This is a genomic window from Elioraea sp. (assembly GCF_051860475.1).
In the GTDB taxonomy this organism is placed as follows: Bacteria; Pseudomonadota; Alphaproteobacteria; order Acetobacterales; family Acetobacteraceae; genus Elioraea.
Genome location: NZ_JBHYDW010000070.1, coordinates 1 through 22,731, shown reverse-complemented (window position 1 = coordinate 22,731; position 22,731 = coordinate 1). Strand labels below are relative to the sequence as shown.

Below are 22,731 nucleotides of genomic sequence, written 5' to 3'. Positions count from 1 at the left end.
GGGACCGCCGCCAGACGCAGACGAGCAGACCTATCCCCGCTCAATCCCCCCATACACGCAAGGGTCAGGGTGAGGGTTCTACGCCGCGATCAGCCCGCCGGTGTCCGCAAGCCGGCGCAGATGGAACTCGGCATTGCCGAACATCGCCTCGATCGCGCCGAGCCGCGCCATGCAGTGCGCCACCGCGTACTCCATGGTGATGCCGATGCCGCCGTGCAGCTGCACCGTCTCCTCGGCGACGAACTTGGCCGCCCGGCCGATCTGCGCCTTCACGGCCGACATTGCCCGGCTGCGTTCCGCGGGGTCGGGCTCCTCGAGCGACATCGCCGCGTACATCGCCATGCTGCGCGACTGCTCGATCGCCATCATGATGTCGGCGGCCTTGTGCTGCAGCACCTGGAAACTGCCGATCGGCACGCCGAACTGCTTGCGCACCTTCAGGTACTCGAGCGTCAGCTTCTGTGCGGCGGCCATCACGCCGACCGCCTCGGCCGCCAGCGCCGCGATCGCCTCGTCCACCACGAGCTCGATCATCGGCAGCCCGTCGGCCGGATCGCCGAGCACATCCTCGGCCGCAACGCGCACGCCGGCGAGCGTCACCTCGGCGGCGCGCCGCCCGTCATTGGTGCGGTGGCCGCGGCGCGTGAGCCCGGGCGCCTTGGCCTCGACCAGGAACGCGCCGATGCCCGCGCGGTCGCGCCGCTCGCCGCCGGTGCGCGCGGTCACGACCAGCCGGTCCGCCACGTCGCCGTGCAGCGCCACAAGCTTGCGCCCCTCCAGCACCCAGGCGTCGCCGTCGCGCTTCGCCGTGGTCGCGACGTCGTGCAGGTCCCAGCGCGACTGCGCCTCGGTCTGCGCGAAGGCGAGCAGCAACCCGCCCTCCGCGATGCCCGGCACAAGCGCCGCGCGCCGTTCCGCGCGCGCCCCGTGCCGCAGGAACCCGCCACCGAGCACCACGGTCGCGAACCAGGGCTCGAGCGCCAGCGCCTCGCCCAGCGCTTCGGCCACCAGCATGGTCTCGACCGCGCCGCCGCCGAACCCGCCGTCCGCCTCGGCGAACGGCAGGCCGAGCAGACCGAGCTCGGCATAGGACGCCCACATCACCCGGCTCCAGCCCTCGGGCTCGACCGCGTAGCCCTTGCGCGCCTCGAAGCCGTAACGGTCGGCGAGCAGCCGCGTCAGGCTCTCGCGCAGCAGCCGCTGTTCCTCGCTCAGATCGAAGTCCACGTCGCTCTCCTCAGAGGCCCAGGAACGCCTTGGCCATGATGTTGCGCTGGATCTCGTTGGTGCCGCCATAGATCGAGAGCTTGCGCCAGTTCATCCAGAGCGGCTGCGCCATCGCCGCCCAGTCGGGCACGATCTCGGGCTCGTTCGTGCCCTCCGGCGCCTCATCGACCGGCGCAGCAATGCCGTAGGGGCCGGCGGCCTCCACCATCAGCGCGCTGATCGACTGGAGGATCTCCGAACCCTTCACCTTGAGCAGCGACGAGGCCGGATCGGGCTTTCCTTCGCCGAGCGCCTTCTGCTCTGCCGCGACCACGCGCATCGTGGTGACCTCGAGCGCCTTCAGCTCCACCTCCACCGCGGCAAGGCGTTCGCGGAAGCGGATGTCCTCGATCAGCTTGCGCCCGCCCGCGGGCGTCTCGGACGCGATCCGCCTGAGCCTGCGGATGCGCTCCTTCGACATGCCGACACGGGCCTGGCCCGTGCGCTCGTTCGAGAGCAGGAACTTCGCACAGTCCCAGCCGCGCGTCTCGTCGCCCACCATGTTCTCGACCGGCACCTTCACGTCGTCGAAGAACACCTCGTTGATCTCGTGCTCGCCGTCGATGGTGACGATCGGCCGCACCGTGATGCCGGGGCTCTTCATGTCGATCAGCAGGAAGCCGATGCCCTGCTGCTTCTTCGGCGCCTTCGGGTCGGTGCGCACCAGCGTGAAGATCCAGTCTGCCCAGTGCGCGAGCGTGGTCCAGGCCTTCTGGCCCGAAACGATATAGTGGTCGCCCTCGCGCCGTGCCCCGGTCTTCAGCGAGGCGAGGTCCGAGCCCGCGCCGGGTTCGCTGAAGCCCTGGCACCACCACTCCCGCCCGTTGCGGATGCCGGGCAGGAAGCGGCCCTTCTGCGCCTCGGAGCCGAACGCGATGATCACGGGCCCGACCATCATGGTGCCGAACTGCTGCGGCTGCGGTGCCGGTGCCTGCTGGAGCTCCTCGCGGAAGATGTAGCGCTGCACCGGCGTCCAGCCCGGGCCGCCATGCTCCTTCGCCCAGTCGGGCACCGACCAGCCCTGCTCGTGCAGCTTGCCGTGCCACCAGCCCCACTGGTCCTTGGTCGGCGTGCGGCCGGTCGCCATGCGTGCGCGCGTCTCATTGGGCAGGGTGCGGTCGATGAACTCGCGCACCTCGGTACGGAAGGCGCGTTCCTCGGCAGTGAAGCGCAGATCCATTGTCGTCCTCCCTCAGGCCGGCATGGAGAAGCTGCCGCCCGACGCCGCCAGCCGCTCGATCAGCGGTGCCGGCGTCAGTCCGTCGTCGCCGGTGAGCGTGGCAAGTTCGGCCAGCCGATCGCGCACGGCGCGCAAGCCCATCCGCTCGGCATGCCACATCGGCCCGCCGCGCCAGGCCGGCCAGCCATAGCCGTTGACGAAGATCATGTCGATATCCGAGGCGCGTGCGGCGATGCCCTCGTCGAGGATCTTCGCCCCCTCGTTCACGAGGCTCAGCGTCATGCGATCAACGATCTCCTCCGGCCGGATCGCGCGCCGGTTCTTGCCGAGCGCGGCGGAGATCTCGAGAATCATCCGTTCCGTTTCCGGATCTGGCTCCGGGGTGCGGCCGTCGCCGCCGTAGCGGTACCAGCCCTTGCCGGTCTTCTGGCCGAGCCGTCCCGCCGCCACCATTGCGTCCGCGATCGGGAACGGGATGCCGAACGCCTTGCGCACCATGCCGCCGATGTCGAGCCCAGCGAGGTCGGCCACCGCGAACGGCCCCATCGCCAGGCCGAACCCGGTCATGACCTTGTCCACTTCCCAGGGCAGCGCGCCCTCCTGGAGCATGAGCTCGCCCTGGCGGCCGCGCTGGAACGACATCCGGTTGCCAACAAAGCCGAAGCAGTTGCCGACCACCACCGGCACCTTGGCGATGCGCCGTCCGATCGCGACCGCGGTCGCCAAGGCGGCGCCCGATGTCTCCTTGCCGCGGACGATCTCGAGCAGGCGCATCACGTTCGCCGGGCTGAAGAAGTGCATCCCCAGCACGTCGCCCGGCCGCGCGGTGACGCCCGCGATCGCATCGACATCGAGATAGGAGGTGTTGGTCGCGAGCAGCGCGCCCGGCTTGGCCAGTCGGTCGAGCTCGCGGAACAACCCTTGCTTCACCTCCATGTCCTCGAACACCGCCTCGATCACGACATCGGCGTCGCCGATCTCGGCGAGGTCGGTGGTGCCGCGGATCAGGCCGAGCCGCTGCGACACCTCCGCCTCGGTCATCCGTCCGCTCTTGAGGCTACGGCGCCAGTTCGCCTCCACCCGGCCGAGCCCGCGCGCGAGCGCCTCGGCGTTCGTTTCGATCACGGTGACCGGAATGCCGACATTGGCGAAGTTCATCGCGATGCCGCCCCCCATCGTGCCGGCACCGATCACCGCCGCGCGCGCCACCGGGCGCCCCTCGACACTCTCCAGCCCCGCCACCTTCTGCGCCTCGCGCTCGGCGAAGAATGTGTGGCGCAGCGCCTGGCTCTGCTCGCCCTTCACCAGGCGCTCGAACAGGCGGCGCTCGGTCGCCAGCCCCTGCTCGAAGGGCTCGGTCAGTGCCGCCCGCACCGCCTCGGCCGTCGCCGGAGGTGCCTCCATGCCGCGCGCTCGCTTCGCCACCCCGGCCGCGGCCGCATCGAACGCGGCGAGCTCACCGGCAACGGTCCGGTCGCGCGCGCGTGCGTGCTCGCGCCCGGCCTCAAGCTCGGCGCGCGCATAGGCGAGCGCGCCCTCGGTCAGATCACCGTCGATGATCGCGTCGATGATGCCGAGTTCCTTGGCCCGCGGCGCGCGCACGGCGTCACCCGTGGAGATCATGGCGAGCGCCGGCTCGGCACCGATCAGCCGCGGCAGCCGCTGCGTCCCGCCGGCGCCGGGCAGTATGCCACGCTTCACCTCGGGCAGCCCCACCTGCGCACTCGCCAAGGCCACGCGCGCGCGACAGCCGAGCGCAAGTTCGAGCCCACCGCCGAGCGCGTGACCATGGATCGCCGCCACCGTCAGGCCGGGGAAGGCGTCAAGCGCCTCGATCACCTGATTGAGCGTCGGCTCGAGGCGGGGCCCGCCGAACTCGGTCATCTCGGCACCCGCCGAGAACATCCGTCCCTCGCCGATCAGCACCACGGCTTTCGCGCCGGCGGCCGTGGCGGCGTCGAGGGCGGCGACCAGCGCCTGACGCACAGCATGGCGCAACGTGTTCACCGGTGGATTGGCAAGCCGCAGGATGTGAACGTCGTCATGCCGTTCGTGTCGAACGAATGCCTGATCCGCCATGGGTCCTCCCGCTTCCTTGCCCGGCAGCGTGGTCCGTCAGGCTCGGAAACGCAACCGGGCCGATGCGCGACGCGTCAGCCGGGGATCGACGACCAGGTCGTGTCTGGGTCGAGCGGCCAGATCGGGCGCGGGAGGTTGCGATAGGGCACGCGCTCCAGCACGACCGAGGTCAGCCCCGGCACATCAACCTCGACGATCGCTTCGCGCGGGAAGACGTCGTCGAAGCCGGCGCGGAAGTGCCCGCGCGACTTGACCACCAGCGAGCGCACCTGCCGCAGATCGACGCCGAGATGCTCGGCCATTGCGGGTTCGGCGAACTGTCGGCGGTGCGTCACCACGATCACGCGGATGCCGCCGAGGCGCAGCAGCGCGGTGGGCCCGAGTGACACGCGCCGGCCCGCATAGATACCGCGCCGGCCGATGAACTCGCCGTCGGACAGCGCCTCGACCACTGCCTCGGCCTCGAAGGGCTCGCTCATAGGATGCAGCTCGGCGCGATTGCAGCGCGCGGTGAAGCGCGCGCCCACGCCCAGCGCATGCGCCTCCGCCGCGAGCGGCGCGTCGTTGTGGATCCCGAACAGCGCGCCCTCCACCCCGGCCCCGTGAAACGCGCGCAGGATGTAGGTCGTGTTGCCGCGACCGCCCCCGCCCGGATTGTCGGCAACGTCGGCGAACAGCAGGGCCTGGCGGGACGGGTCGGCGCCCGCCTCCTTCGCCATGGTGACCGCTCGGTCGAGTGGCGTGAGCGTGATGCGGAAGCGCTCGCGCATGTCCCACAGTTTCGCCGCCACGTCGGTCACGACCGCCTGCGCCCGCGCCCGGTCGCCCTTCGCGGTGACGATCACCGACAGCCCGTTCTTCGGCGTATCCCCGAGCGAGAAGTTCGCCACGACCGACACGTCCAGGATCGTGTGGTCGATCCGCGACTGGCCATAGGCGATGATGTCGGCATAAGGGCCCTGGTCGGTGTTCATCGCCACGGCCGGGGTGATCATGGGCAGCTTCACGAACGCGGCCTTCGGCCGCATGCCGCCGAGCATCGCGCGCATGGCGAAGGCGGCGTCCATGCCACGCTCGATCATGTCCACATGCGGATTGGTCCGGTAGGCGATCAGCACGTCCGCCTCGTCCACCATGCGCTGCGAAACGTTCGCATGCAGGTCGAGCGTGGCGATCACCGGCACATCCGGCCCGACCGCCGCGCGCACGGCGGCGAGCAGCACGCCGTCCGGATCGGGCTCCCCGGTCGCGGTCGCCGCGCCGTGGAGCGCGAGGAACACCCCGTCGAGCGGCCCCGCCGCGCGCAGCCCCGCGGTGATGCGCGCCATCACCTCCTCGAACACCGCCTGCTCTACCGGGCCCGAGGCGCCGGCACCCGTCGCGAGCAGCGGTATCGGCGTCCACCCCTTCCCCTGGTCCATGCCGGCGAGGAAGCCGCTCAGGCAGGCCGAGGCGCGCGGCGCCGGCGAGCGCAGATCGGCCAGCAATGGCTCGCCGTCGAGCCAGTAGGTTGCCTCGAACTCGGCCTTCGGCGCCGGGGGCGCGTGGCCGTTGCTCTCCAGCATGAAGCCGCCGAGAGCGATGCGGGGGGTCGTGCGCGTCATGGCGCGGAGACTGCGACGCCTTGCCGCTTTCCACAACGCCCCGGACGCGGCATGATGCCCGCGGGAGACGTAGGGAGGTTTCGATGCGACGCATCCTGTGCGCGGCGGTGGCCGCGATTGCTCTTGCCGCGGGCCACGCCTCAGCGCAAACGCTGACGATCGGCACCAAGCTTGAGCTCAACACGCTCGACCCGCATTTCTTCAACGGCTTCCCGCAGGCTTCGAGCCACAGCCAGATCTTCGACGGACTGACCTACCAGACCGACCGCCAGCAGCTCGAGCCCGCGCTCGCCGAGAGCTGGCGCCTGATCGACGACCTGACCTGGGAGTTCAAGCTCCGCCGCGGCGTGGTGTTCCACGACGGCTCGCCCTTCACCGCCGACGACGTGATCGCGACCTATGCGCGCCTGCCGAACGTGCCGAACAGCCCCGCGCTGTTCACCGTGTTCACGCGCGCCATCGCCGCGATCGACAAGATCGACGACCACACGATCCGCATCCGTACCTCCACACCCAACCCGCTGCTGCCGCTCGACCTGAGCCGCGTGTTCATCATCCCCGCCAAGGATGCGGGGCAGTCCACCAGCGAGTTCAACACCGGCAAGGTGAACGGCACCGGCCCCTATCGGACGGTCGAGTGGGTGAACGCCGACCGGCTGGTGCTCCAGCGCTTCGATCGGCACTGGCGCGGCCCGGCCACCTGGGAGCGCGTCACCGAACGCGTGATCACGCGCGACCCCTCGCGCGTCGCCGCGCTGCTCGCCGGCGAGCTCGATGCGATCGACCTCGTGCCGGTGGCCGACAAGGCACGCATCCAGCAGGACCAGCGGCTCGCGCTGGCCAGCGGCCCAGCCGCGGTGGTGCACTACATTGCGCTCGACTCAGCGCGCGAGCAGAGCCCGCATGTCGGCGCGAAGGACGGCCAGCCCGCGCTCGCGCGCAACCCGCTGATGGATCCGCGCGTGCGTCGTGCGCTGTCGCTCGCGATCGACCGCACCGCGATCTGCGAGCGCCTGATGGAGGGAAGCTGCACGCCGGCCTCGCAGATGCTGCCGCCCTCCTTCCCCGGCACCAGCCAGCGACTGCAACCCGACCCGCTCGACCTCAACCGGGCACGCGCGCTGCTGACCGAGGCAGGCCTGCCGAACGGCTTCCGCCTCGCCCTGCACACGACCACCGACCGCTATCCGAAGGACAGCCAGATCGCCCAGGCGATCGGCCAGATGTGGACGCGGCTCGGCGTTCAGGTCGCGGTCGAGGGCGTGCCGGGCCAGGTGTTCTTCGGCGCCGCCACACGCCAGGAGTTCTCCGCCTTCATCGCCCAGTACGGCACGATCGAGGCGTCCGAGGGTCCGCGCGCGGTGCTGCACACGAATGACGCCCAGAAGGGCCTCGGTGCCGCGAACCGCGTGCGCTACTCGAACCCGCGCGTCGATGCGCTGATCGTCGATGCGCTCGGCGAGATGGACCCCGAGAAGCGCATCGCCAAGGTCGCGGCTGCGATCGAGGCGGCATTCGAGGATCAGGCGCTGATCCCGGTGTTCCACCCGACCTGGGACTACGCCTCGCGGCGGACGCTGGCGATCACCCCGCGGCCCGAGCGGCGCTTCAACGCGCTGATGATCCGCCCGGCGAGTTGACCGTGACGTGGCCGGCCAGCGCCGGCCCCTGTCACCTCACGCCTTGCTCGGGCAGGTGCTGATGCCGAGCGGCAGATAGGCCGGGCACCAGCCGATAGCCGCGGTCGCGAGCGGCACCACGCCGATCCAGCCCCACACGCCGATCGTGCCCGTGGCGGCGAGCGCGACCAGGACCACGCCAACCACCGCGCGTACCGCGCGATCCACCATGCCCATGTTCTTCGTCATCGTCCGTACCCCGTTGCCTGTGGCCTCGGGTACAGCAGAGCCAATCCGCCGCGCGCGTTCCGTGACCTAGGTCACCGAGGCCCGCGCGGCCGCCGCGAGCCCGTGGGGATCGGCGACGACGATCCGCCCGCGCGCAAGCGTGACGTGGCCAGCACGCTCGAACGCCTTGAGCCGACGGCTCACCACCTCACGCGCGGTGCCGAGCTCCGCCGCCAGCGCCTCGTGCGTCGCCGGCACGCTGCCGTCGGCCGCGCGCAGCGCCAAAAGCCTGCGCGCAAGCCGCGTGCCGACCTCGTCGAAGGCGAGCTCCTCCGCGAGTTCCATCAGCGCGGCGATCCGGGCCGCATAGGCCGCGAAGGCGAAGCGGCGAAAGGACGCCTGCTCGGCGATCAGGCGCAGGAACTCCGCTGCCGGCAGCAGCAGCGCCTCGACCTCCGTCTCGCAGATCGCCTCGGCATCGTAGTCGCCGCCCTCGAGGAGGCCCGCGGTGGTCAACACGCAGCTCTCGCCCGGATGCACCCGGTAGAGCACGATCTCGCGCCCGTCCCCGGCCACGCGCGAGACCCGCACTTGGCCGGCACAGACGATCAGCCAGTGCGCGCAGGGCTGGCCGGGGCGGAAGGCAGCCGCGCCGGCAGGCAGGCGCACGCGCCGTGCCGCCGCGCGCACCGCGTCGCGGGCCGAGGGGTCGAGAGGGGCGAGCGGGTCCATCACATCACCCAGGAACGAATGGGGGAAAGGGCCGCAAGGCCCTTTCCCCCAAACCCCCTATCCCGGGAACGGCGTCAGACGTGGAAGCTCTCGCCGCAGCCGCAACGGCCCTTCTCGTTCGGGTTCACGAAGGTGAAGCCGGACGAGAGCGCGCCCGTCTGGTAGTCCATCACCGTGCCGATCAGGAACAGCGACGCACGGCGATCCACCAGGATCGTCAGGCCCTGGTCGGTCACCACCTCGTCGGTCGCACCGGGCTCGTCCACATAGCTCATCTCATAGGACAACCCCGAGCAGCCCTTCGTCTTCACGCCGATGCGCAGGAACGTCTTGGCACCCGGGCGGGCGTAGAGCGCGCGCACCCGCTCCGCCGCCGCATCCGTCAGACGCATCAGCGGCGGCAGGCTGCGCGCGGGCTTGGTTCCAGCGGTTGCCGTGCTCATCGTGTCACCCTAGCACATCAGAACATGTTCACCGCGAGGCGGGCTTCCTCGCTCATCCGGCTCGGATCCCACGGCGGGTCCCACACCACCTCGACGTCGCAGCGCGTCACCCCCGGCACCGACAGGATCGCCTGGCGCACCTGCTCGGGCAGCTCCTGCGCCGCAGGACAGCCAGGCGCGGTCAGCGTCATCTCCACCTTGGTCGCGCCGTCGTCCCCGATGTCGATCGCGTAGATCAGCCCGAGCTCATAGATGTTCACCGGAATCTCGGGGTCATAGACGGCCGAGACCGCGTCGATCACCGCCTGCTCGCTGACACCCTGCGATGTCGGCACCTCGCCCTCGGGCGTCCAGACGGTTCCCGCCGGAGCATGCGTCCGTTCGCTCATTCTGTCGTCGCGCTCCCTTCGCCCTTCAGCGCCGCCTCCATCGCATGCCATGCGAGCGTGGCGCACTTCACGCGGCTCGGATACTCCGCCACGCCGGAGAGCGGCTGCAAGCGTTCGATGTCCTCCCCGTGCACCGAGCCACAGGCCGGGCACGTGCCGGTGCGCGCGAGGGTACGGAAGGCATCCGCGAGGCTGCGCGCCTGATCCCTGGTCTTGCCGCGCAGCACCTCGGTCATCAGCGAGGCCGAGGCGACCGAGATCGCGCAGCCGCGACCCTGGAACGATGCATCTTCGATCCGCTCGCCGGCGCCGAGCTTGAGCCAGACCTCGACCTTGTCCCCGCACATCGGGTTGTCGCCCTTCGCGTGCAAGGCCCCGTCCAGCCGGCGGAAGTTCCGCGGATGGCGGCCGTGATCCAGGATCACCTCCTGGTAGAGATCGCGCAGCTCCTCGAACGCCTCGCTCATGTGAAGAACGTCCTGACGCGCGCCAGCGCCTCGGTGAGCGCGTCGATCTCGGCCTTGCTGGTGTAGACGCCGAACGAGGCGCGCGCCGTGCTGTCCAGCCCGAAGCGGCGCATCAGCGGCTCGGCGCAGTGATGCCCCGCGCGCACGGCGATACCCTGCCGGTCGAGCAGCGTGGCGATATCGTGCGCATGCGCACGGTCGAGCGTGAACGACACCACCCCACCGCGGTCCTGCGCCCGGCCGATCACCGTCACGCCCTCGATCGCCGAGATCCGCGCGAGCGCGTGGTCGGTGAGCGCCCGCTCATGCGCCTCCATCGCCGGGAAGCCGATCCGCTCCACCCACTCGATCGCGGCCTTGAGGCCGATGCCTTCGAGGATCGGCGGCGTACCTGCCTCGAACTTGTGCGGGACGCGCGCCCACTCGCTCCGCTCGAACGCGACGGTCGAGATCATGTCGCCGCCGCCCAGGAAGGGCGGCATGCGTTCAAGCAGCTCGGCCTTGCCGTAGAGCACGCCGATTCCCGTCGGCCCGTACAGCTTGTGGCCGGTGAAGACGTAGAAATCGGCGTCCAGCGCCTGCACGTCCACGCGTCGGTGCACCGCCGCCTGGCTGCCGTCGAACAGCACCTTCGCACCCGCCTCGTGCGCAAGTCGCGCGATCCGCTCGGCCGGCGTGTAGCTGCCGAGCACGTTCGACATGTGCGTGATCGCGATCAGCCCGACCTTGCCGTCCGCGAGATGGGCGGCGACCGACTCCATGTCGAGCTCGCCCGCATCCGTCACCTTGGCGACGCGCAGCTCGATCCCGTGCGCGTCGCGCAGCATCTGCCAGGGGACGATGTTACTGTGGTGCTCCATCGCGCTGATCAGCACCGCCTGCCCCGGTCTCATCACGCCGCGGCCGTAGCTGTGCGCGACGAGGTTGATCCCCTCGGTCGAGTTGCGGGTCAGCACGATCTCGTCGCGCGAGCCTGCGTTCAGGAACCGCGCCGCGGCGTCGCGGCACGCCTCATAGGCCTCGGTCGTGCGCTCGCTCATCCAATGGAGGCCGCGATGGATGTTGGCGTACTGGTGCTCCATCGCGTGCACCATCGCCTCGATCACCGCGCGCGGCTTCTGCGCCGACGCCGCGCTGTCCAGGAACACCAAAGGCTTGCCGCGCACCTGCTCCTTCAGGATCGGGAACTGGGCGCGGATCGCCTGGACGTCGAAGGCAGCGCTGACCGGAGGCGCGTCGTTCATGCGGGGTGCTCCACCTCGTCCCACCACGCATCCGTCGCGGCAAGCAGCGTCTCGCGCAGCGCCTCGTCCGAGACGAGCGACACGGCATCCGTCAGGAACGCCTGCACGAGCATCGACTTCGCCTCGACCTCGGCGATGCCGCGGCTGCGCAGATAGAAGAGCTGGTCGTGGTCGAGCTCGCCGACGGTGGCGCCGTGGCTGCACTTCACGTCGTCAGCGTAGATCTCGAGCTGCGGCTTGGAGTTGATCTCCGCCTCGGGGCTCAGCAGCAGCGCCTGGTTCATCTGGTAGCCGTCGGTCTTCTGCGCCACCTGATGGACGTGGATCTTGCCCTGGAACACGCCGCGCGCGCGGCCCGTGAGCACGGTCTTGACGGTCTGGTTGCTCTCGCAGTCAGGGGCGGCGTGGTCGATCACGGTGGTGGTGTCGGCATGGCGCTCGCCGTCCACGAGCTGCGCGCCATTCAGATGCAGCGCCGCCTTGGGCCCGACCAGCACCGCATGCACCTCGTTGCGTGCGAGCCGCGCGCCGCGCACCAGCGTGAAGCTGTCGTACTCGGCTTTCGCTTCGACCCGTACCGCCACCAGCGTCGTGTGGAACGCGTCGCGCGCCTCGTCCTGCACCCGCACATGAGTCAGCCGCGCGCCCTCGCCGAGCGCGATCTCGGTGACTGCGTTCTGCCAGTACACGCCCTTACCCGCACCATGCGCGCCGTCGAGCAGGGTCAGGCTCGCGCCCGCACCAAGCGAGATGATGCTGCGCGGATGGAACGCCACCGCATGAGCCTCGGGTGCCACGCCGAGCGAGACGATGCGGATGCGCCCGGCATCAACGCCGGGGGCAATGCGGATCACTGCGCCGTCCTCGGCAAGCGCGGCGTTCAGCCCTGGCAGCGGCAGGTCGGAACGCGCGATCGTGCCAAGCAGATCGCGCAATGCGCCGTCACCATCGGCCAGCAGAACGGCAAGGCTCTCCACCCGCACGCCGTCGCCAAGTGCATCCAGGCGCGAAAGATCGGCGCGGAACCTCCCGTCCAGCAGCACGATGCGCGCCTCCTCGCCACCCGCCTCCTCTGGCAGCGTCGGATGCGTGTCGGTTGCGAGCAGTGCCTCCACGAACCGGGTATCGCGCAGCGGCGTGAGGTCGGTGAACTTCCATGCCTCGACACGCCTCGTCGGAAACCCGCCGGCGCGGAATGCCTCGGCGCCGCGATTCCGCCACGCCTCCACCCAGGCCACGCGCGCGCCGGGCAGCCGATCCTTCAGCCCGGCATAGCGGTCGAGCAGGGTGGCCGCCGCCGGCGCCACGGCCGGCATCACGACAGGGGCGTCCATCGGCCCCTCAGGCCGCGGCCTGGAGCTCGCCATAGCCCTTCTCCTCGAGCTCCAACGCCAATTCCGGCCCGCCGGAGCGGACGAACCGCCCGTCCAGCAGCACGTGCACGCGATCCGGCACAATGTAGTCCAGCAGACGCTGATAGTGCGTGATCACCAATATCCCGCGCTCTGGTGCGCGGAGCGCGTTCACCCCGTCGGCGACGATGCGCAGCGCGTCGATGTCGAGGCCGCTGTCGGTCTCGTCAAGGATGCAGAATGCGGGCTCGAGCACGGCCATCTGCAGGATCTCGTTGCGCTTCTTCTCGCCGCCTGAGAAGCCGACATTGACGTAGCGCTTCAGCATCTCGTCGCTCATCCCGAGCGCCTTCACCTTGCCGCGCACGAGCTTGAGGAACTGCATCGCGTCGAGCTCTGGCTCGCCACGTGCGCGCCGGAGGCTGTTCAGCGCCTGGCGCAGGAAGTTCGCGTTGCCCACCCCCGGCAGCTCCACCGGGTATTGGAAGGCGAGGAACAGCCCGGCGATCGCGCGCTCCTCGGGCTCCTTGGCCAGCAGGTCCTCGCCGCGGAACGTCGCCGTCCCGCCCGTCACCTCGTAGCCCTCGCGCCCCGCGAGCACATAGCCGAGCGTGGACTTGCCCGAGCCGTTCGGCCCCATGATCGCGTGCACGGCGCCGCCGGACACCTCAAGGTCGATACCCTTCAGCACCTCCTTGCCGTCGATACCCGCGCGCAGCCCTTCGATCTTCAACATCTCTCGGATCCCGTTCTCAACCCACACTGCCTTCGAGACTGATTGCCAGCAGCTTCTGCGCCTCGACCGCGAACTCCATCGGCAGTTCCTTCAGCACCTCGCGTGCGAAGCCGTTGACGATCAGCCCGACCGCCTCCTCCTCCGTCAGCCCGCGGCTCCGGCAGTAGAACAGCTGATCCTCTGCGATGCGGCTCGTCGTCGCTTCATGCTCAACCTTCGCGGTCGGGTTGCGGCTCTCGATGTACGGCACCGTGTGTGCGCCGCACTGGTTGCCGATCAGCAGGGAATCGCACTGCGTGAAGTTCCGCGCGTTCTTCGCCCGCGGCATGATCCGCACCAGGCCGCGATAGGTGTTCTGGCCGTGGCCGGCGCTGATCCCCTTCGAGACGATGGTCGAGCGCGTGTTCGCCCCAAGATGGATCATCTTCGTGCCGGTGTCGGCCTGCTGCCAGTTGTTCGTGATCGCGACCGAGTAGAACTCGCCGACCGAGCCCTCGCCCTGGAGGATGCAGGAGGGGTACTTCCACGTGATCGCGCTGCCGGTCTCGACCTGCGTCCAGGAGATCTTGCTCTTCCGCCCGCGGCAGGCGCCGCGCTTGGTGACGAAGTTGTAGATCCCACCCTTGCCCTGGGCATCGCCGGGGTACCAGTTCTGCACCGTCGAGTACTTGATCTGTGCCTCATCGAGCGCGATCAGCTCGACCACCGCCGCGTGGAGCTGGTTCTCGTCGCGCATTGGCGCGGTGCAGCCTTCCAGGTAGGAGACGTAGCTCCCTTCCTCGGCGACGATCAGCGTGCGCTCGAACTGGCCGGTGTTCTTCGCGTTGATGCGGAAATAGGTCGAGAGCTCCATCGGGCAGCGCACACCCTTGGGGATGTAGACGAAGCTGCCGTCGGAGAAGACCGCCGAGTTGAGTGCTGCGAAGAAGTTGTCGCCATAGGGCACGACCGTGCCGAGCCAGCGCTTCACCAGCTCGGGGTGCTCGCGCACCGCCTCGGAGAAGGAGCAGAAGATCACCCCGACTTCGGCGAGCTTGTCCTTGAACGTGGTCGCGACCGACACGCTGTCGAACACGGCATCGACCGCCACGCCGGCGAGCCGCTCCTGCTCCTTCAGCGGGATGCCGAGCTTCTCGTAGGTGCGCAGCAGTTCCGGGTCGATCTCCTCGAGCGACTTCGGCCCGTCGCCCTTCGCCTTCGGCTCGGCGTAGTAGTGGGCCTCCTGGTAGTCGATCGGCGGATACTTCACCGCGGCCCAGCTCGGCTCGGTCATCGACAGCCAGGCGCGATACGCCTTCAGCCGCCACTCGAGCAGCCACGCGGGCTCGCCCTTCTTGGCGCTGATCAGCCGCACAACGCCCTCGTCCAGGCCCTTAGGAATGACATCCTGCTCGATGTCGGTCTCGAAGCCCCACTTGTAGGTGCCCTGGGTGACGTCGCGGACCGTGTCAAGCGTCTCGGCTACCGCAGGCATGATTCGTCTTCCTTCCGTCTCAAGCGGCCGGCTCGGCGACGCGCACCGGGCCGGGCAGGGCCCAGGCCGGGCAGGCCATGTCGGCGAGCGTTATCTCGGAGAGCGCGCGGCGGATGGCGCTGTTCACCGGGTCCCAGCGGCCGCGCACGAGGCAGGAGCATTCCACTTCGCACCTTCCCACGTGGCCGTCCACACAGGCGGTGAGCGCGATCGGCCCCTCGATCGCCCCGATCACGTCCGAGATCGGGATCGCCGACAAGGGGCGTGCGAGGCGATACCCGCCATGCGCGCCGCGCTGGCTGGTGACGAGCCCGCCGGCGGCGAGCAGCTTCAGCACCTTGGCCACCGTCGGCTCGGCGATGCCGGTGGCGGCCGCGAGGCCCGAGGCGGTGCGCACCGCGCCGTCATGCACCCGGCCGAGTTCGCTGAGCACCACCACGGCGTAGTCGCTGAGCTTGGACAGCCTGAACACCGGCGCTCTCCACTCAATCAGGACAGTCTCAGTCCTGATTGCGAGATGCGCCTGCGACCGGTCGATGTCAAGGCGGCGGCGGGCCAATCCCGGCGTGTCCTGCGACGCGAACAGGGCGTATGAGAGGACGCCGACGGTCAAGACCGGAGGAGCGGCGGAGCGCGAACCGCACGCGGCCTGAACGCGATGGCGAAACCTGCCGCCAGGGCCGGGGGCGAGCCGCGGCCCCGGGCCGTCTGGACCGGAAAGCCGCCGACCCGGATCGCGCACGGCGGCCGGATCAACAGCCCTCTCCGAGGGGGCCGACGGCCACCGCACGTGCGGTGGCCTGCGACCGGGAGGGATTGGCAATCAGATCGGGTGCGGCCTTCCACTCCCCAGCGAGCGACCGAACGCAGCGCCGAACGAAGCAGTCCAGACCCCTACGTCCTGGTTTCATCCCGCCTGTCTCGTCTCCAGCCCGGGCCTTCGTCCGCGAATCTGTCTACCTCGCTTAGCCCAACATGATCTTCCATCCATCTGACGGCTTCCTCCCTGCTCAGGAACGGCCCCTCAGCGTCGACCTCGCCGAAGGCACCATAGATCCCGTTCCATTCCTTGACACACGCGTAATAGCTGCTTCCGGGCGAGGTACTTAATCCCTCACCATCCCAGATGTACTCGTCGATCACCTCTCCCTCGTCCTGGAGGCGCTCCCACGCCGCATCCAGCAGGAGGCGGTGCTGGATCGCCCGTGCGAGATGTCTGCATTCCTCGTCGGCGCCCGGCCTGCGCACCGGATCGGCGTAGGGACCGCGCCCCGACAGTGCTTCGCGCGCCGTCCGCTTGGCTTCGGACCGGAGCTCGCGGAGTTCGTCAGGCTCCAACGCTTTGACGATCCGGCGGTATACGCCGTCGTCATTTTTCGCCCAGACGAGCGGCACGCGTTGCTCATAGGGAAGCGCCATCAGACGGGCCCGTTCGACCGCCTCGGTCGCCCGCTCCCCCAAGAAGACGGCAAAGTCGCCCAGCCGGAATTTGACCTCGTCGAAGCGGTCGAGCTTCCGGCCGGTCTCCTCGTCCATGTAGAGGTCGCGCCGGACCTCGATCATCGCGGAGAGGACGTTCCTGTTCTGATGCCAGTGCGTCACAGGAACGATGCTGCCCGAGAAGGGTCGGTTGGCTGCGCCTTGGAACCGCGCATGGCGGCAGGCAGCGTCCCAACCGCCGTCGGCCAGGAACGCCCCATGGAAGTCGTCGAAGCCGATGCAGACCTCGGGGCGGTCCGGCGACTGGTCGTGCTCGTACGGCAGCGGCTTCGAGGGAAACGAGTGCACGTCGATGATCAGGCAGGCGCCAGCCTCGGCCAAGGCCTCGTCCACGGCCCGGGTCAGCGCCACATGGTGCGGATCGTAATACGTCCGCAGGATGCGTTCGCGCTCCTCGGGCGTCGCCGTCCGCAACGGACGGCCATCCGATGTCCGCGTATAGACCGCGCCCATGCCGCGCGCGGCCATAGGCTCGGCGCTGTCATCGCGGAAGCGCTCGACGTCGCAGACCAGCCGGCTTACGGGCGCGATGACACGCTGCATCGTGTAGCGGTCCGACCACCCCTCGACCAGCTCGTCTGTCCACGCATCTGTCATCGCGGTTAGCTCGCGCTCCAGTGCGGCATCGTCGAGCACGAAGTCCGCCCGCTCCTCCGCGGGGATAAGGCGCGACGCATGGGGAATGTGCAGAACGATCGGGATCATCCGCTCCCTCCTGACGCTTCGATCACCCCATGGTAGCCAATCTCGGCTGCTTGTTGCGATGTCATCCCACATTGACGCCAGGAACTGACACATGCCCCCCACCGCCCTGTTCGACCTCGACGGCACGCTGGTGGACAGCGCGCCCGATCTGCACGCCGCCGCCGACCGCATGGCCGCTCGGCTCGGGCTCGCGCCGTACCGGCTGGACGAGATCATCGGGATGATCGGCGACGGCGTGCATGTCCTGATCGAGCGGGCGCTCGCCGCGCGCGGCCGGCCCTTCGACCAGGACGTCTACCGGGGGTTCCTCGATGACTACGCCGCCAACGCCGCGGTCGAGACCCGCCCTTTCCCGGGGATTCCCGAGGCGCTCGATGCGCTTGCCGCGCAGGGCTGGTGTATGGCGGTCTGTACCAACAAGCACGAATACGCCGCGCGGCTGCTGCTCGACGCCCTCGGGCTGCTCGACCGCTTCGCCGCGATCGGCGGCGGCGACACGTTTCCGGTGCGCAAGCCCGATCCGGGGCACCTGTTCGCGACCCTGCGCGCCGCCAGCGGCGACGCCGCGCGCGCGGTGATGATCGGCGATCACCGCAACGACATCATCGGTGCGGCGGGCGCGGGCATTCCCTGCGTGTTCGCGGCCTGGGGCTATGGCCCTGCCGAGATGGCGCAAGGGGCGGCGGCGATCGCGCGCACGCCCGCGGACCTGCCGGCGCTGCTCGAAGGGCTGATCGGCGCGCGGGCTACGCCGTGACCGGACGCAGCGCGGTGATCGCAGCCGCGTAGTCGCCGGCACCGAACACCGCCGAGCCCGCGACCAGCACGCTCGCCCCGGCCTCGACCACGAGCTTCGCGGTCTCGGGCATGATCCCGCCATCCACCTCGATGCGGATCGACCGCTCGCCGATCATGCGGCGAAGCTCGCGGATCTTGTCGAGCTGTGCCGGGATGAAGCGCTGCCCGCCGAAGCCGGGGTTCACCGTCATCACCAGCACGAGATCCACCCGGTCGAGCACATGCGCGACCATGCAGGCGGGCGTGGCCGGATTGAGCGACACGCCCGCCTTCTTGCCCAGCGCCGCGATCACCTGCAGCGTGCGGTCGAGATGCGTGCTCGCTTCGACATGAACGATGATCCGGTCAGCCCCCGCCGTGGCGAAGGCTTCGAGATACGGATCGACCGGCGCGATCATCAGATGCGTGTCAAAGCACTTCGCCGAATGCGGCCTGAGCGCGCGCACGACGTCCGGCCCGAAGGTGATGTTCGGCACGAAATGCCCGTCCATCACGTCGAGATGGATCCAGTCCGCCCCGGCCGCGTCCACCGCGCGCACCTCCTCGCCGAGCCGCGCGAAGTCCGCGGCCAGGATCGAGGGGGCGATCAGCACGTCATGCATCGAACCATCCTTCCGCGGGTACCGCCGTTCTGACCTGTGCCCCTCACGCACGCAAGCCGCCCCGGGTCTCGACTTTCTGCTGAGCAGGTCTATGATAGCCGTGCTTATGGTCCGCGCCCGGCATGGGACGGAGACATGGAAAGCCCCGAACGCACCCTCGGCTTCCTGCTGCATGATGTCGCGCGGCTGTTGCGCAAGAGGTTCGAGCAGAACGCGCGCGACCTCGGCCTCACCCGCGCGCAGTGGCAGGTGCTGGCGCATCTCGCGCGCAACGAGGGCATCCACCAGGGCGGGCTCGCCGACATCCTCGAACTCGAACCGATCTCGCTCGGCCGCATCCTCGACCGGCTCCAGGCCGCGGGGCTGGTCGAGCGCCGCCCGCACGCGAAGGACCGGCGCGTGTGGCTGCTGTTCCTCCGCCCCAAGGCGCATCCGGTGCTGGAGCGGATGCGCGCGATCGGCGCCGAGACGCGCGCGGAAGCGCTCGCCGGCGTGCCCGAGGCCGAGCGCGAGCAGCTGATCCACATCCTCACCACGATGAAGGAGAACCTGATCGCCGCCTCGGCAAGCGCGAACGGCGCAAAGGCCGTGCGTCATGGCTGACGCGCGCGCGCGCGCGCTGCCGCCGGGCGAGACCGGCGAGCGCACCGAGCAGACGGTGGCGCGGCTGCGCGAGACCGAGGCGCCGCCGCGCGACCCGCCCGCGCCCACGCGGCCCACCGTCGCGCAGCGTCAGCGCCGCCGCGTCCTGCTGCTGCTGCTCGGGCCCCTCGCGCTGCTCGCCCTCGGGCTGCACCTCTATCTCGCTGGCGGGCGCATCGTCTCGACCGACAACGCCTATATCCGCGCCGAGCGGATCGACATCGCAACCGACGTGCCGGGGTTCGTCGCGGAGGTCGCGGTGGCGGAGAACCAGATCGTCGAGCAGGGCCAGCTGCTGTTCCGGCTCGACGACGAGTCCTACCGCATCGCGCTGGCTGCGACCTTCGCCCGCCTCGAAGGGGTGCGCAACGAGCTCACCACGCTGCGCGCGACCTATCGCGAGAAGCTCGCCGAGCTCGATCAGGCGCGCACCGATGTCGCGTTCTTTCAGGCGCAGTTCCGCCGCCAGCAGGACCTCTCGGCGCGGGGGGTTGCGGCGCAGATGGCACTCGACCAGGCGCGGCGCGACGTCGATGCGGCGCGCGCGCGCGTGATGGTGGCCGAGCGCCAGGCCGAGGCAACGCTCGCCGCGCTCGGCGGCGCGGCGGATCTCGATCCCGAGCTGCATCCGCGCTTCCAGGAGGCGCGCGCCGAGGTCGACCGCGCCGAGCGCGACCTCCGCCGCACCCGCGTGCATGCGCCGGTCGCCGGCGTCGTGACGCATGTCGATCATCTGCCGCAGGGCGCCTATCTTCCGGCCGCGCGCGCCGCCTTCGTGCTGATCGCCACCGGCAACATCTGGGTCGAGGCGAGCCCGAAGGAAACGGCGCTGACGCATGTGCGGGTCGGCAACCCGGCCACCGTGCGGGTGGATACCTATCCGGGCGTGCGGATCGCCGCACGCGTGGCCTCGATCAGCCCGGCCTCGGGGGCCGAGTTCGCCGTGCTGCCGCCGCAGAACGCCTCGGGCAACTGGGTGAAGGTGGTGCAGCGCATCCCGCTCCGCCTCGCCCTCGATGTTCCCGACGATGCGCCGCCCTTGCGCGCGGGCATGAGCGTGATCGTCGAGATCGACACCGGGCAGGAACGCAGCCTCGCCGGTCTGTTCCGCGATCTGCGCCGCTGGGTCGGGCTCTAGCAGGAATGGCACCGCCGGTGCCGGGCGCGCCCAACCGCACCATCCTCATTCCCTGCGTGATGCTTGCCGTCATCATGCAGATCCTCGACACGACGATGGCGACGATCGCGCTCCCGTACATGATGGGCGAGCTCTCGGCCACGCTCGACCAGATCAACTGGGTGCTGACCTCCTACATCGTCGCCGCCGCGATCTCGACCCCGCTCAGCGGCTACCTCGCCAACCGGTTCGGCCGGCGCAGGGTGCTGATGACGACGATCACCGGGTTCACCATCGCGTCCATGCTGTCCGGCATGGCGACCTCGCTCGAGCAGATGGTGGTGTTCCGGCTGATGCAGGGCGCGTTCGGCGCGCCGCTGGTGCCGCTCTCGCAGGCGACCATGCTGGACACGTATCCGCGCGAGCAGCACGGCTCGGCGATGGCGCTATTCGGCGTGGGCGTCATGGTGGGCCCGGTGCTGGGGCCTACGCTGGGCGGGATCCTCACCGAGTTCTTCCACTGGCGCTGGGTGTTCACCATCAACGTGCCGGTCGGGATCGTCACCTTCCTCGGCCTCTCGGCCGCGATGCCGCGCACCGAACCCAAGCCGATCGGTCTCGACTGGTTCGGCTTCGTCACGCTGGGCATCGCGGTCGGCTCGTTCCAGCTCATGCTCGACCGCGGCGAGCGGCTGAACTGGTTCGACTCGACGCTGATCACCACGCTCGCTTTCTCGGCAGCCCTCGGCTTCTACCTGTTCGTGGTGCACACCGCGACCGCGAGGCGGCCCTTCATCGATCCGCGCCTGTTCCAGGACCGCAACTTCACCCTCGGGATGGGATTCATCTTCGTGGTCGGCATCCTGCTGCTGGCGACGATCGCGCTGCTCTCGCCGTTCCTCCAGACCATGCTCGGCTATCCCGTGCTGACGGCAGGTCTGATCACCTCGCCGCGCGGGCTCGGCACCATGGTCTCCATGCTGCTGGTCGGGCGGTTGATCAGACGGGTCGATCCGCGCTGGCTGCTCTCCTTCGGCTTCGGCTGCGCCGCGGCGTCGCTGTGGGAGATGTCGGGCTTCACGCCCCAGGTCTCGCAGGCGGCGATCATCCGCACGGGCCTGGTGCAGGGCTTCGGCCTCGGCTTCATGTTCGTCCCGCTCACCACCATGACCTTCTCGACGCTGTCGCCGGAACTCCGCAACCAGGCGACCGCGATGTATGCGTTGATGCGCAATCTCGGCGCCTCGATCGGCATCGCGGTGGTGATCTTCCTGCTGGTGCGCGACACCCAGGTGATCAATGCGGGGCTCGTCCAACACATCACGCCGTTCAATCCCGCGCTGCGCCTGCCCGGCGTGGCGGAGCTCTGGAGCCTCGACACGGTCGCGGGACGGATGGCGCTCGCCGAGATGGTGTTCCGCGAGGCGCGCGCGATCGCCTACATGAACGACTTCCGCCTGCTCGCACTGCTCGCGCTCGCGGCGATGCCGATGACGGCGCTGTTGCGCCGGCCCGGGCCGCGGCTGCCGGTCGGGCCCACCTGAGCGCAGCGCTTGCTTCTGCCCCGGGCTGGCGGCACGATCAAGCTCAGCGTGCGCGGAGGGACGGCATGCGAGCGATCCTGCTCGGTCTTCTGCTGGTGCTGGCGACGGCTCCGGCCGCGGCGCAGCGCGGCGGCGTCTGCCCGGTCGCGGTGGCGTTCGAGCATCTGAGGATCCGCAGCCTGACTGGATTGACCAATTACTACCACGCGGTCGTGGTGATCGACGGGGATGCGTTCGAGGGCAACCCGAGCGGGAGGTTTCCGAGCTGGGGTCACCTGGTCGGACGACACCGCAGCCTGCGCGCAAAGCCGTTGAAGGACGGCAACATCTATCGCCTCGCCGGGCAGCTCCCTCGCGGCTGCACCGACGTGATCGCCGCCGCGCGCGACGTCACCGCGCGCGTGAACGCAGCCCACCTGCCCTACTCACCGACGCCCGAGATCGTCTGGAATGCCGTCAACAGCAATTCTTACGCCCACTACCTGGTGCGCAAGCTCGGCCTGCGGCCGCCGCCTCCCCCTTTCCCGCCGACCTCCGGGTGGGTGCCCGGCTACCACGCCGCGATCCGCGACTGATCCGGCGTGCATGGCGGGGGGCGACGGCCCCGTAGCCGTCGGCGCGCGTCATCGCCCACCGCTTGCGAGCAGAAGCAGACGCAACCCGCCGAAGAGGAACCGCAATCGGCCAAGCTTCCACCACTCCAAGGAACCGGGGCGGCTTCAACCTCATGGCGCGCCCTGAGGGATTCGAACCCCCGACCCGCAGCTTAGAAGGCTGCCGCTCTATCCAACTGAGCTAAGGGCGCCCGTATCTCAATGGGTGATCTCAATGCGTCCAGTTCTCCGCACGGCCGAAGGCGAAGTTGTCCGCATACGCCTTCGGGCGGATCACCCGCTCCGCTGGCTGCTCCACCTCATACGCAATCCGGTGCTTCTCGGCATAGGCCACCGCCGCCTCCCTGGTCGGGAAGCGCAGCCGCACCTGAGACGACATCGTGTCGCCCGAGCCGA

At 69.6% G+C, this 22,731-nt stretch carries 23 protein-coding genes and 1 tRNA gene; 6 read left to right on the top strand and 18 right to left on the bottom strand.

Translation table 11 applies throughout. The features are described 5' to 3' along the window. Positions 1-78: 78 nt before the first annotated feature. The 4 genes from ACTIFU_RS13385 to ACTIFU_RS13370 all read right to left on the bottom strand — a co-directional run bounded on the left by ACTIFU_RS13385 (position 79) and on the right by ACTIFU_RS13370 (position 6,129). Complete coding sequence (locus ACTIFU_RS13385; RefSeq protein ID WP_439578811.1) at positions 79-1,227, bottom strand: acyl-CoA dehydrogenase family protein; 1,149 nt, start codon at positions 1,225-1,227, stop codon at positions 79-81. Positions 1,228-1,237: 10 nt separating this feature from the next. Next, positions 1,238-2,446 carry an acyl-CoA dehydrogenase family protein gene (locus ACTIFU_RS13380; RefSeq protein WP_439578810.1) on the bottom strand — a complete coding sequence of 403 codons (1,209 nt, stop codon included), beginning with the start codon at positions 2,444-2,446 and terminating at the stop codon, positions 1,238-1,240. 12 nt (positions 2,447-2,458) lie between these two features. Beyond that, positions 2,459-4,525, bottom strand: coding sequence for a 3-hydroxyacyl-CoA dehydrogenase NAD-binding domain-containing protein (locus ACTIFU_RS13375; RefSeq protein ID WP_439578809.1), 2,067 nt, complete (start codon positions 4,523-4,525; stop codon positions 2,459-2,461). 74 nt (positions 4,526-4,599) lie between these two features. Continuing rightward, positions 4,600-6,129 (bottom strand): M81 family metallopeptidase, encoded by a 1,530-nt coding sequence (locus tag ACTIFU_RS13370; protein ID WP_439578808.1) that lies wholly within the window; start codon positions 6,127-6,129, stop codon positions 4,600-4,602. An 83-nt stretch (positions 6,130-6,212) separates the two neighbouring features. Here ACTIFU_RS13370 and ACTIFU_RS13365 point away from each other — a divergent pair, with 83 nt between their 5' ends. Next, positions 6,213-7,769, top strand: a complete 1,557-nt coding sequence (locus ACTIFU_RS13365; protein WP_439578807.1) for an ABC transporter substrate-binding protein — start codon at positions 6,213-6,215, stop codon at positions 7,767-7,769. 36 nt (positions 7,770-7,805) lie between these two features. Here ACTIFU_RS13365 and ACTIFU_RS13360 read toward each other — a convergent pair whose 3' ends face one another. The 11 genes from ACTIFU_RS13360 to ACTIFU_RS13310 all read right to left on the bottom strand — a co-directional run bounded on the left by ACTIFU_RS13360 (position 7,806) and on the right by ACTIFU_RS13310 (position 17,018). Then, entirely contained in the window at positions 7,806-7,997 is a 192-nt protein-coding gene (locus ACTIFU_RS13360; protein ID WP_439578806.1) for a YgaP family membrane protein, read from the bottom strand. A gap of 66 nt (positions 7,998-8,063) precedes the next feature. Continuing rightward, entirely contained in the window at positions 8,064-8,708 is a 645-nt protein-coding gene (locus ACTIFU_RS13355) for a Crp/Fnr family transcriptional regulator (RefSeq protein ID WP_439578805.1), read from the bottom strand. Between the two features lie 74 nt (positions 8,709-8,782). Then, positions 8,783-9,151 carry a HesB/IscA family protein gene (locus ACTIFU_RS13350; protein WP_439578804.1) on the bottom strand — a complete coding sequence of 123 codons (369 nt, stop codon included), beginning with the start codon at positions 9,149-9,151 and terminating at the stop codon, positions 8,783-8,785. A gap of 17 nt (positions 9,152-9,168) precedes the next feature. Continuing rightward, complete coding sequence (locus ACTIFU_RS13345) at positions 9,169-9,540, bottom strand: SUF system Fe-S cluster assembly protein (protein WP_439578803.1); 372 nt, start codon at positions 9,538-9,540, stop codon at positions 9,169-9,171. Continuing rightward, entirely contained in the window at positions 9,537-10,007 is a 471-nt protein-coding gene (gene sufU, locus ACTIFU_RS13340) for a Fe-S cluster assembly sulfur transfer protein SufU (protein WP_439578802.1), read from the bottom strand. The genes ACTIFU_RS13345 and sufU overlap by 4 nt, the downstream gene beginning before the upstream one ends. Continuing rightward, entirely contained in the window at positions 10,004-11,251 is a 1,248-nt protein-coding gene (locus ACTIFU_RS13335; RefSeq protein ID WP_439578801.1) for an aminotransferase class V-fold PLP-dependent enzyme, read from the bottom strand. Before ACTIFU_RS13335 ends, sufU begins: the two co-directional genes overlap by 4 nt. Next, positions 11,248-12,585: a Fe-S cluster assembly protein SufD gene (sufD, locus tag ACTIFU_RS13330; RefSeq protein WP_439578800.1), complete on the bottom strand. Its 1,338-nt coding sequence runs from the start codon at positions 12,583-12,585 to the stop codon at positions 11,248-11,250. Before sufD ends, ACTIFU_RS13335 begins: the two co-directional genes overlap by 4 nt. 7 nt (positions 12,586-12,592) lie before the next feature. Then, on the bottom strand, positions 12,593-13,339 hold the full coding sequence (gene sufC, locus ACTIFU_RS13325; RefSeq protein WP_439578799.1) for a Fe-S cluster assembly ATPase SufC: 747 nt from the start codon (positions 13,337-13,339) through the stop codon (positions 12,593-12,595). Positions 13,340-13,355: 16 nt separating this feature from the next. Next, a complete protein-coding gene (gene sufB / locus ACTIFU_RS13320; protein WP_439578798.1) occupies positions 13,356-14,813 on the bottom strand; it encodes a Fe-S cluster assembly protein SufB in 1,458 nt (485 codons plus the stop codon). A 19-nt stretch (positions 14,814-14,832) separates the two neighbouring features. After that, positions 14,833-15,285, bottom strand: coding sequence for an SUF system Fe-S cluster assembly regulator (locus ACTIFU_RS13315; protein ID WP_439578797.1), 453 nt, complete (start codon positions 15,283-15,285; stop codon positions 14,833-14,835). Positions 15,286-15,707: 422 nt separating this feature from the next. After that, complete coding sequence (locus ACTIFU_RS13310) at positions 15,708-17,018, bottom strand: N-formylglutamate amidohydrolase (RefSeq protein ID WP_439578796.1); 1,311 nt, start codon at positions 17,016-17,018, stop codon at positions 15,708-15,710. Positions 17,019-17,109: 91 nt separating this feature from the next. Here ACTIFU_RS13310 and gph point away from each other — a divergent pair, with 91 nt between their 5' ends. Next, entirely contained in the window at positions 17,110-17,775 is a 666-nt protein-coding gene (gene gph / locus ACTIFU_RS13305) for a phosphoglycolate phosphatase (protein WP_439578795.1), read from the top strand. Here gph and rpe read toward each other — a convergent pair. Then, complete coding sequence (rpe, locus tag ACTIFU_RS13300; protein WP_439578794.1) at positions 17,765-18,418, bottom strand: ribulose-phosphate 3-epimerase; 654 nt, start codon at positions 18,416-18,418, stop codon at positions 17,765-17,767. The genes gph and rpe overlap by 11 nt on opposite strands. A gap of 135 nt (positions 18,419-18,553) precedes the next feature. On the opposite strand from rpe, the gene ACTIFU_RS13295 reads away from it, so the two are divergent. The 4 genes from ACTIFU_RS13295 to ACTIFU_RS13280 all read left to right on the top strand — a co-directional run bounded on the left by ACTIFU_RS13295 (position 18,554) and on the right by ACTIFU_RS13280 (position 22,296). Further along, positions 18,554-19,021 (top strand): MarR family winged helix-turn-helix transcriptional regulator, encoded by a 468-nt coding sequence (locus ACTIFU_RS13295; protein ID WP_439578793.1) that lies wholly within the window; start codon positions 18,554-18,556, stop codon positions 19,019-19,021. Further along, the gene (locus ACTIFU_RS13290) at positions 19,014-20,198 is read left to right on the top strand and encodes an HlyD family secretion protein (RefSeq protein ID WP_439578792.1); all 1,185 of its coding nucleotides are present in this window, start codon (positions 19,014-19,016) and stop codon (positions 20,196-20,198) included. Before ACTIFU_RS13295 ends, ACTIFU_RS13290 begins: the two co-directional genes overlap by 8 nt. Positions 20,199-20,203: 5 nt before the next feature. Beyond that, entirely contained in the window at positions 20,204-21,721 is a 1,518-nt protein-coding gene (locus tag ACTIFU_RS13285; protein WP_439578791.1) for a DHA2 family efflux MFS transporter permease subunit, read from the top strand. A gap of 65 nt (positions 21,722-21,786) precedes the next feature. Continuing rightward, positions 21,787-22,296, top strand: coding sequence for a hypothetical protein (locus ACTIFU_RS13280; RefSeq protein ID WP_439578790.1), 510 nt, complete (start codon positions 21,787-21,789; stop codon positions 22,294-22,296). A gap of 153 nt (positions 22,297-22,449) precedes the next feature. Here ACTIFU_RS13280 and ACTIFU_RS13275 read toward each other — a convergent pair. After that, positions 22,450-22,526 (bottom strand) — tRNA-Arg (locus tag ACTIFU_RS13275). A 20-nt stretch (positions 22,527-22,546) separates the two neighbouring features. Continuing rightward, positions 22,547-22,731, bottom strand: a 185-nt coding sequence (locus tag ACTIFU_RS13270) for an NADH dehydrogenase ubiquinone Fe-S protein 4 (RefSeq protein ID WP_439578789.1), incomplete at its 5' end; no start/stop codon positions are given.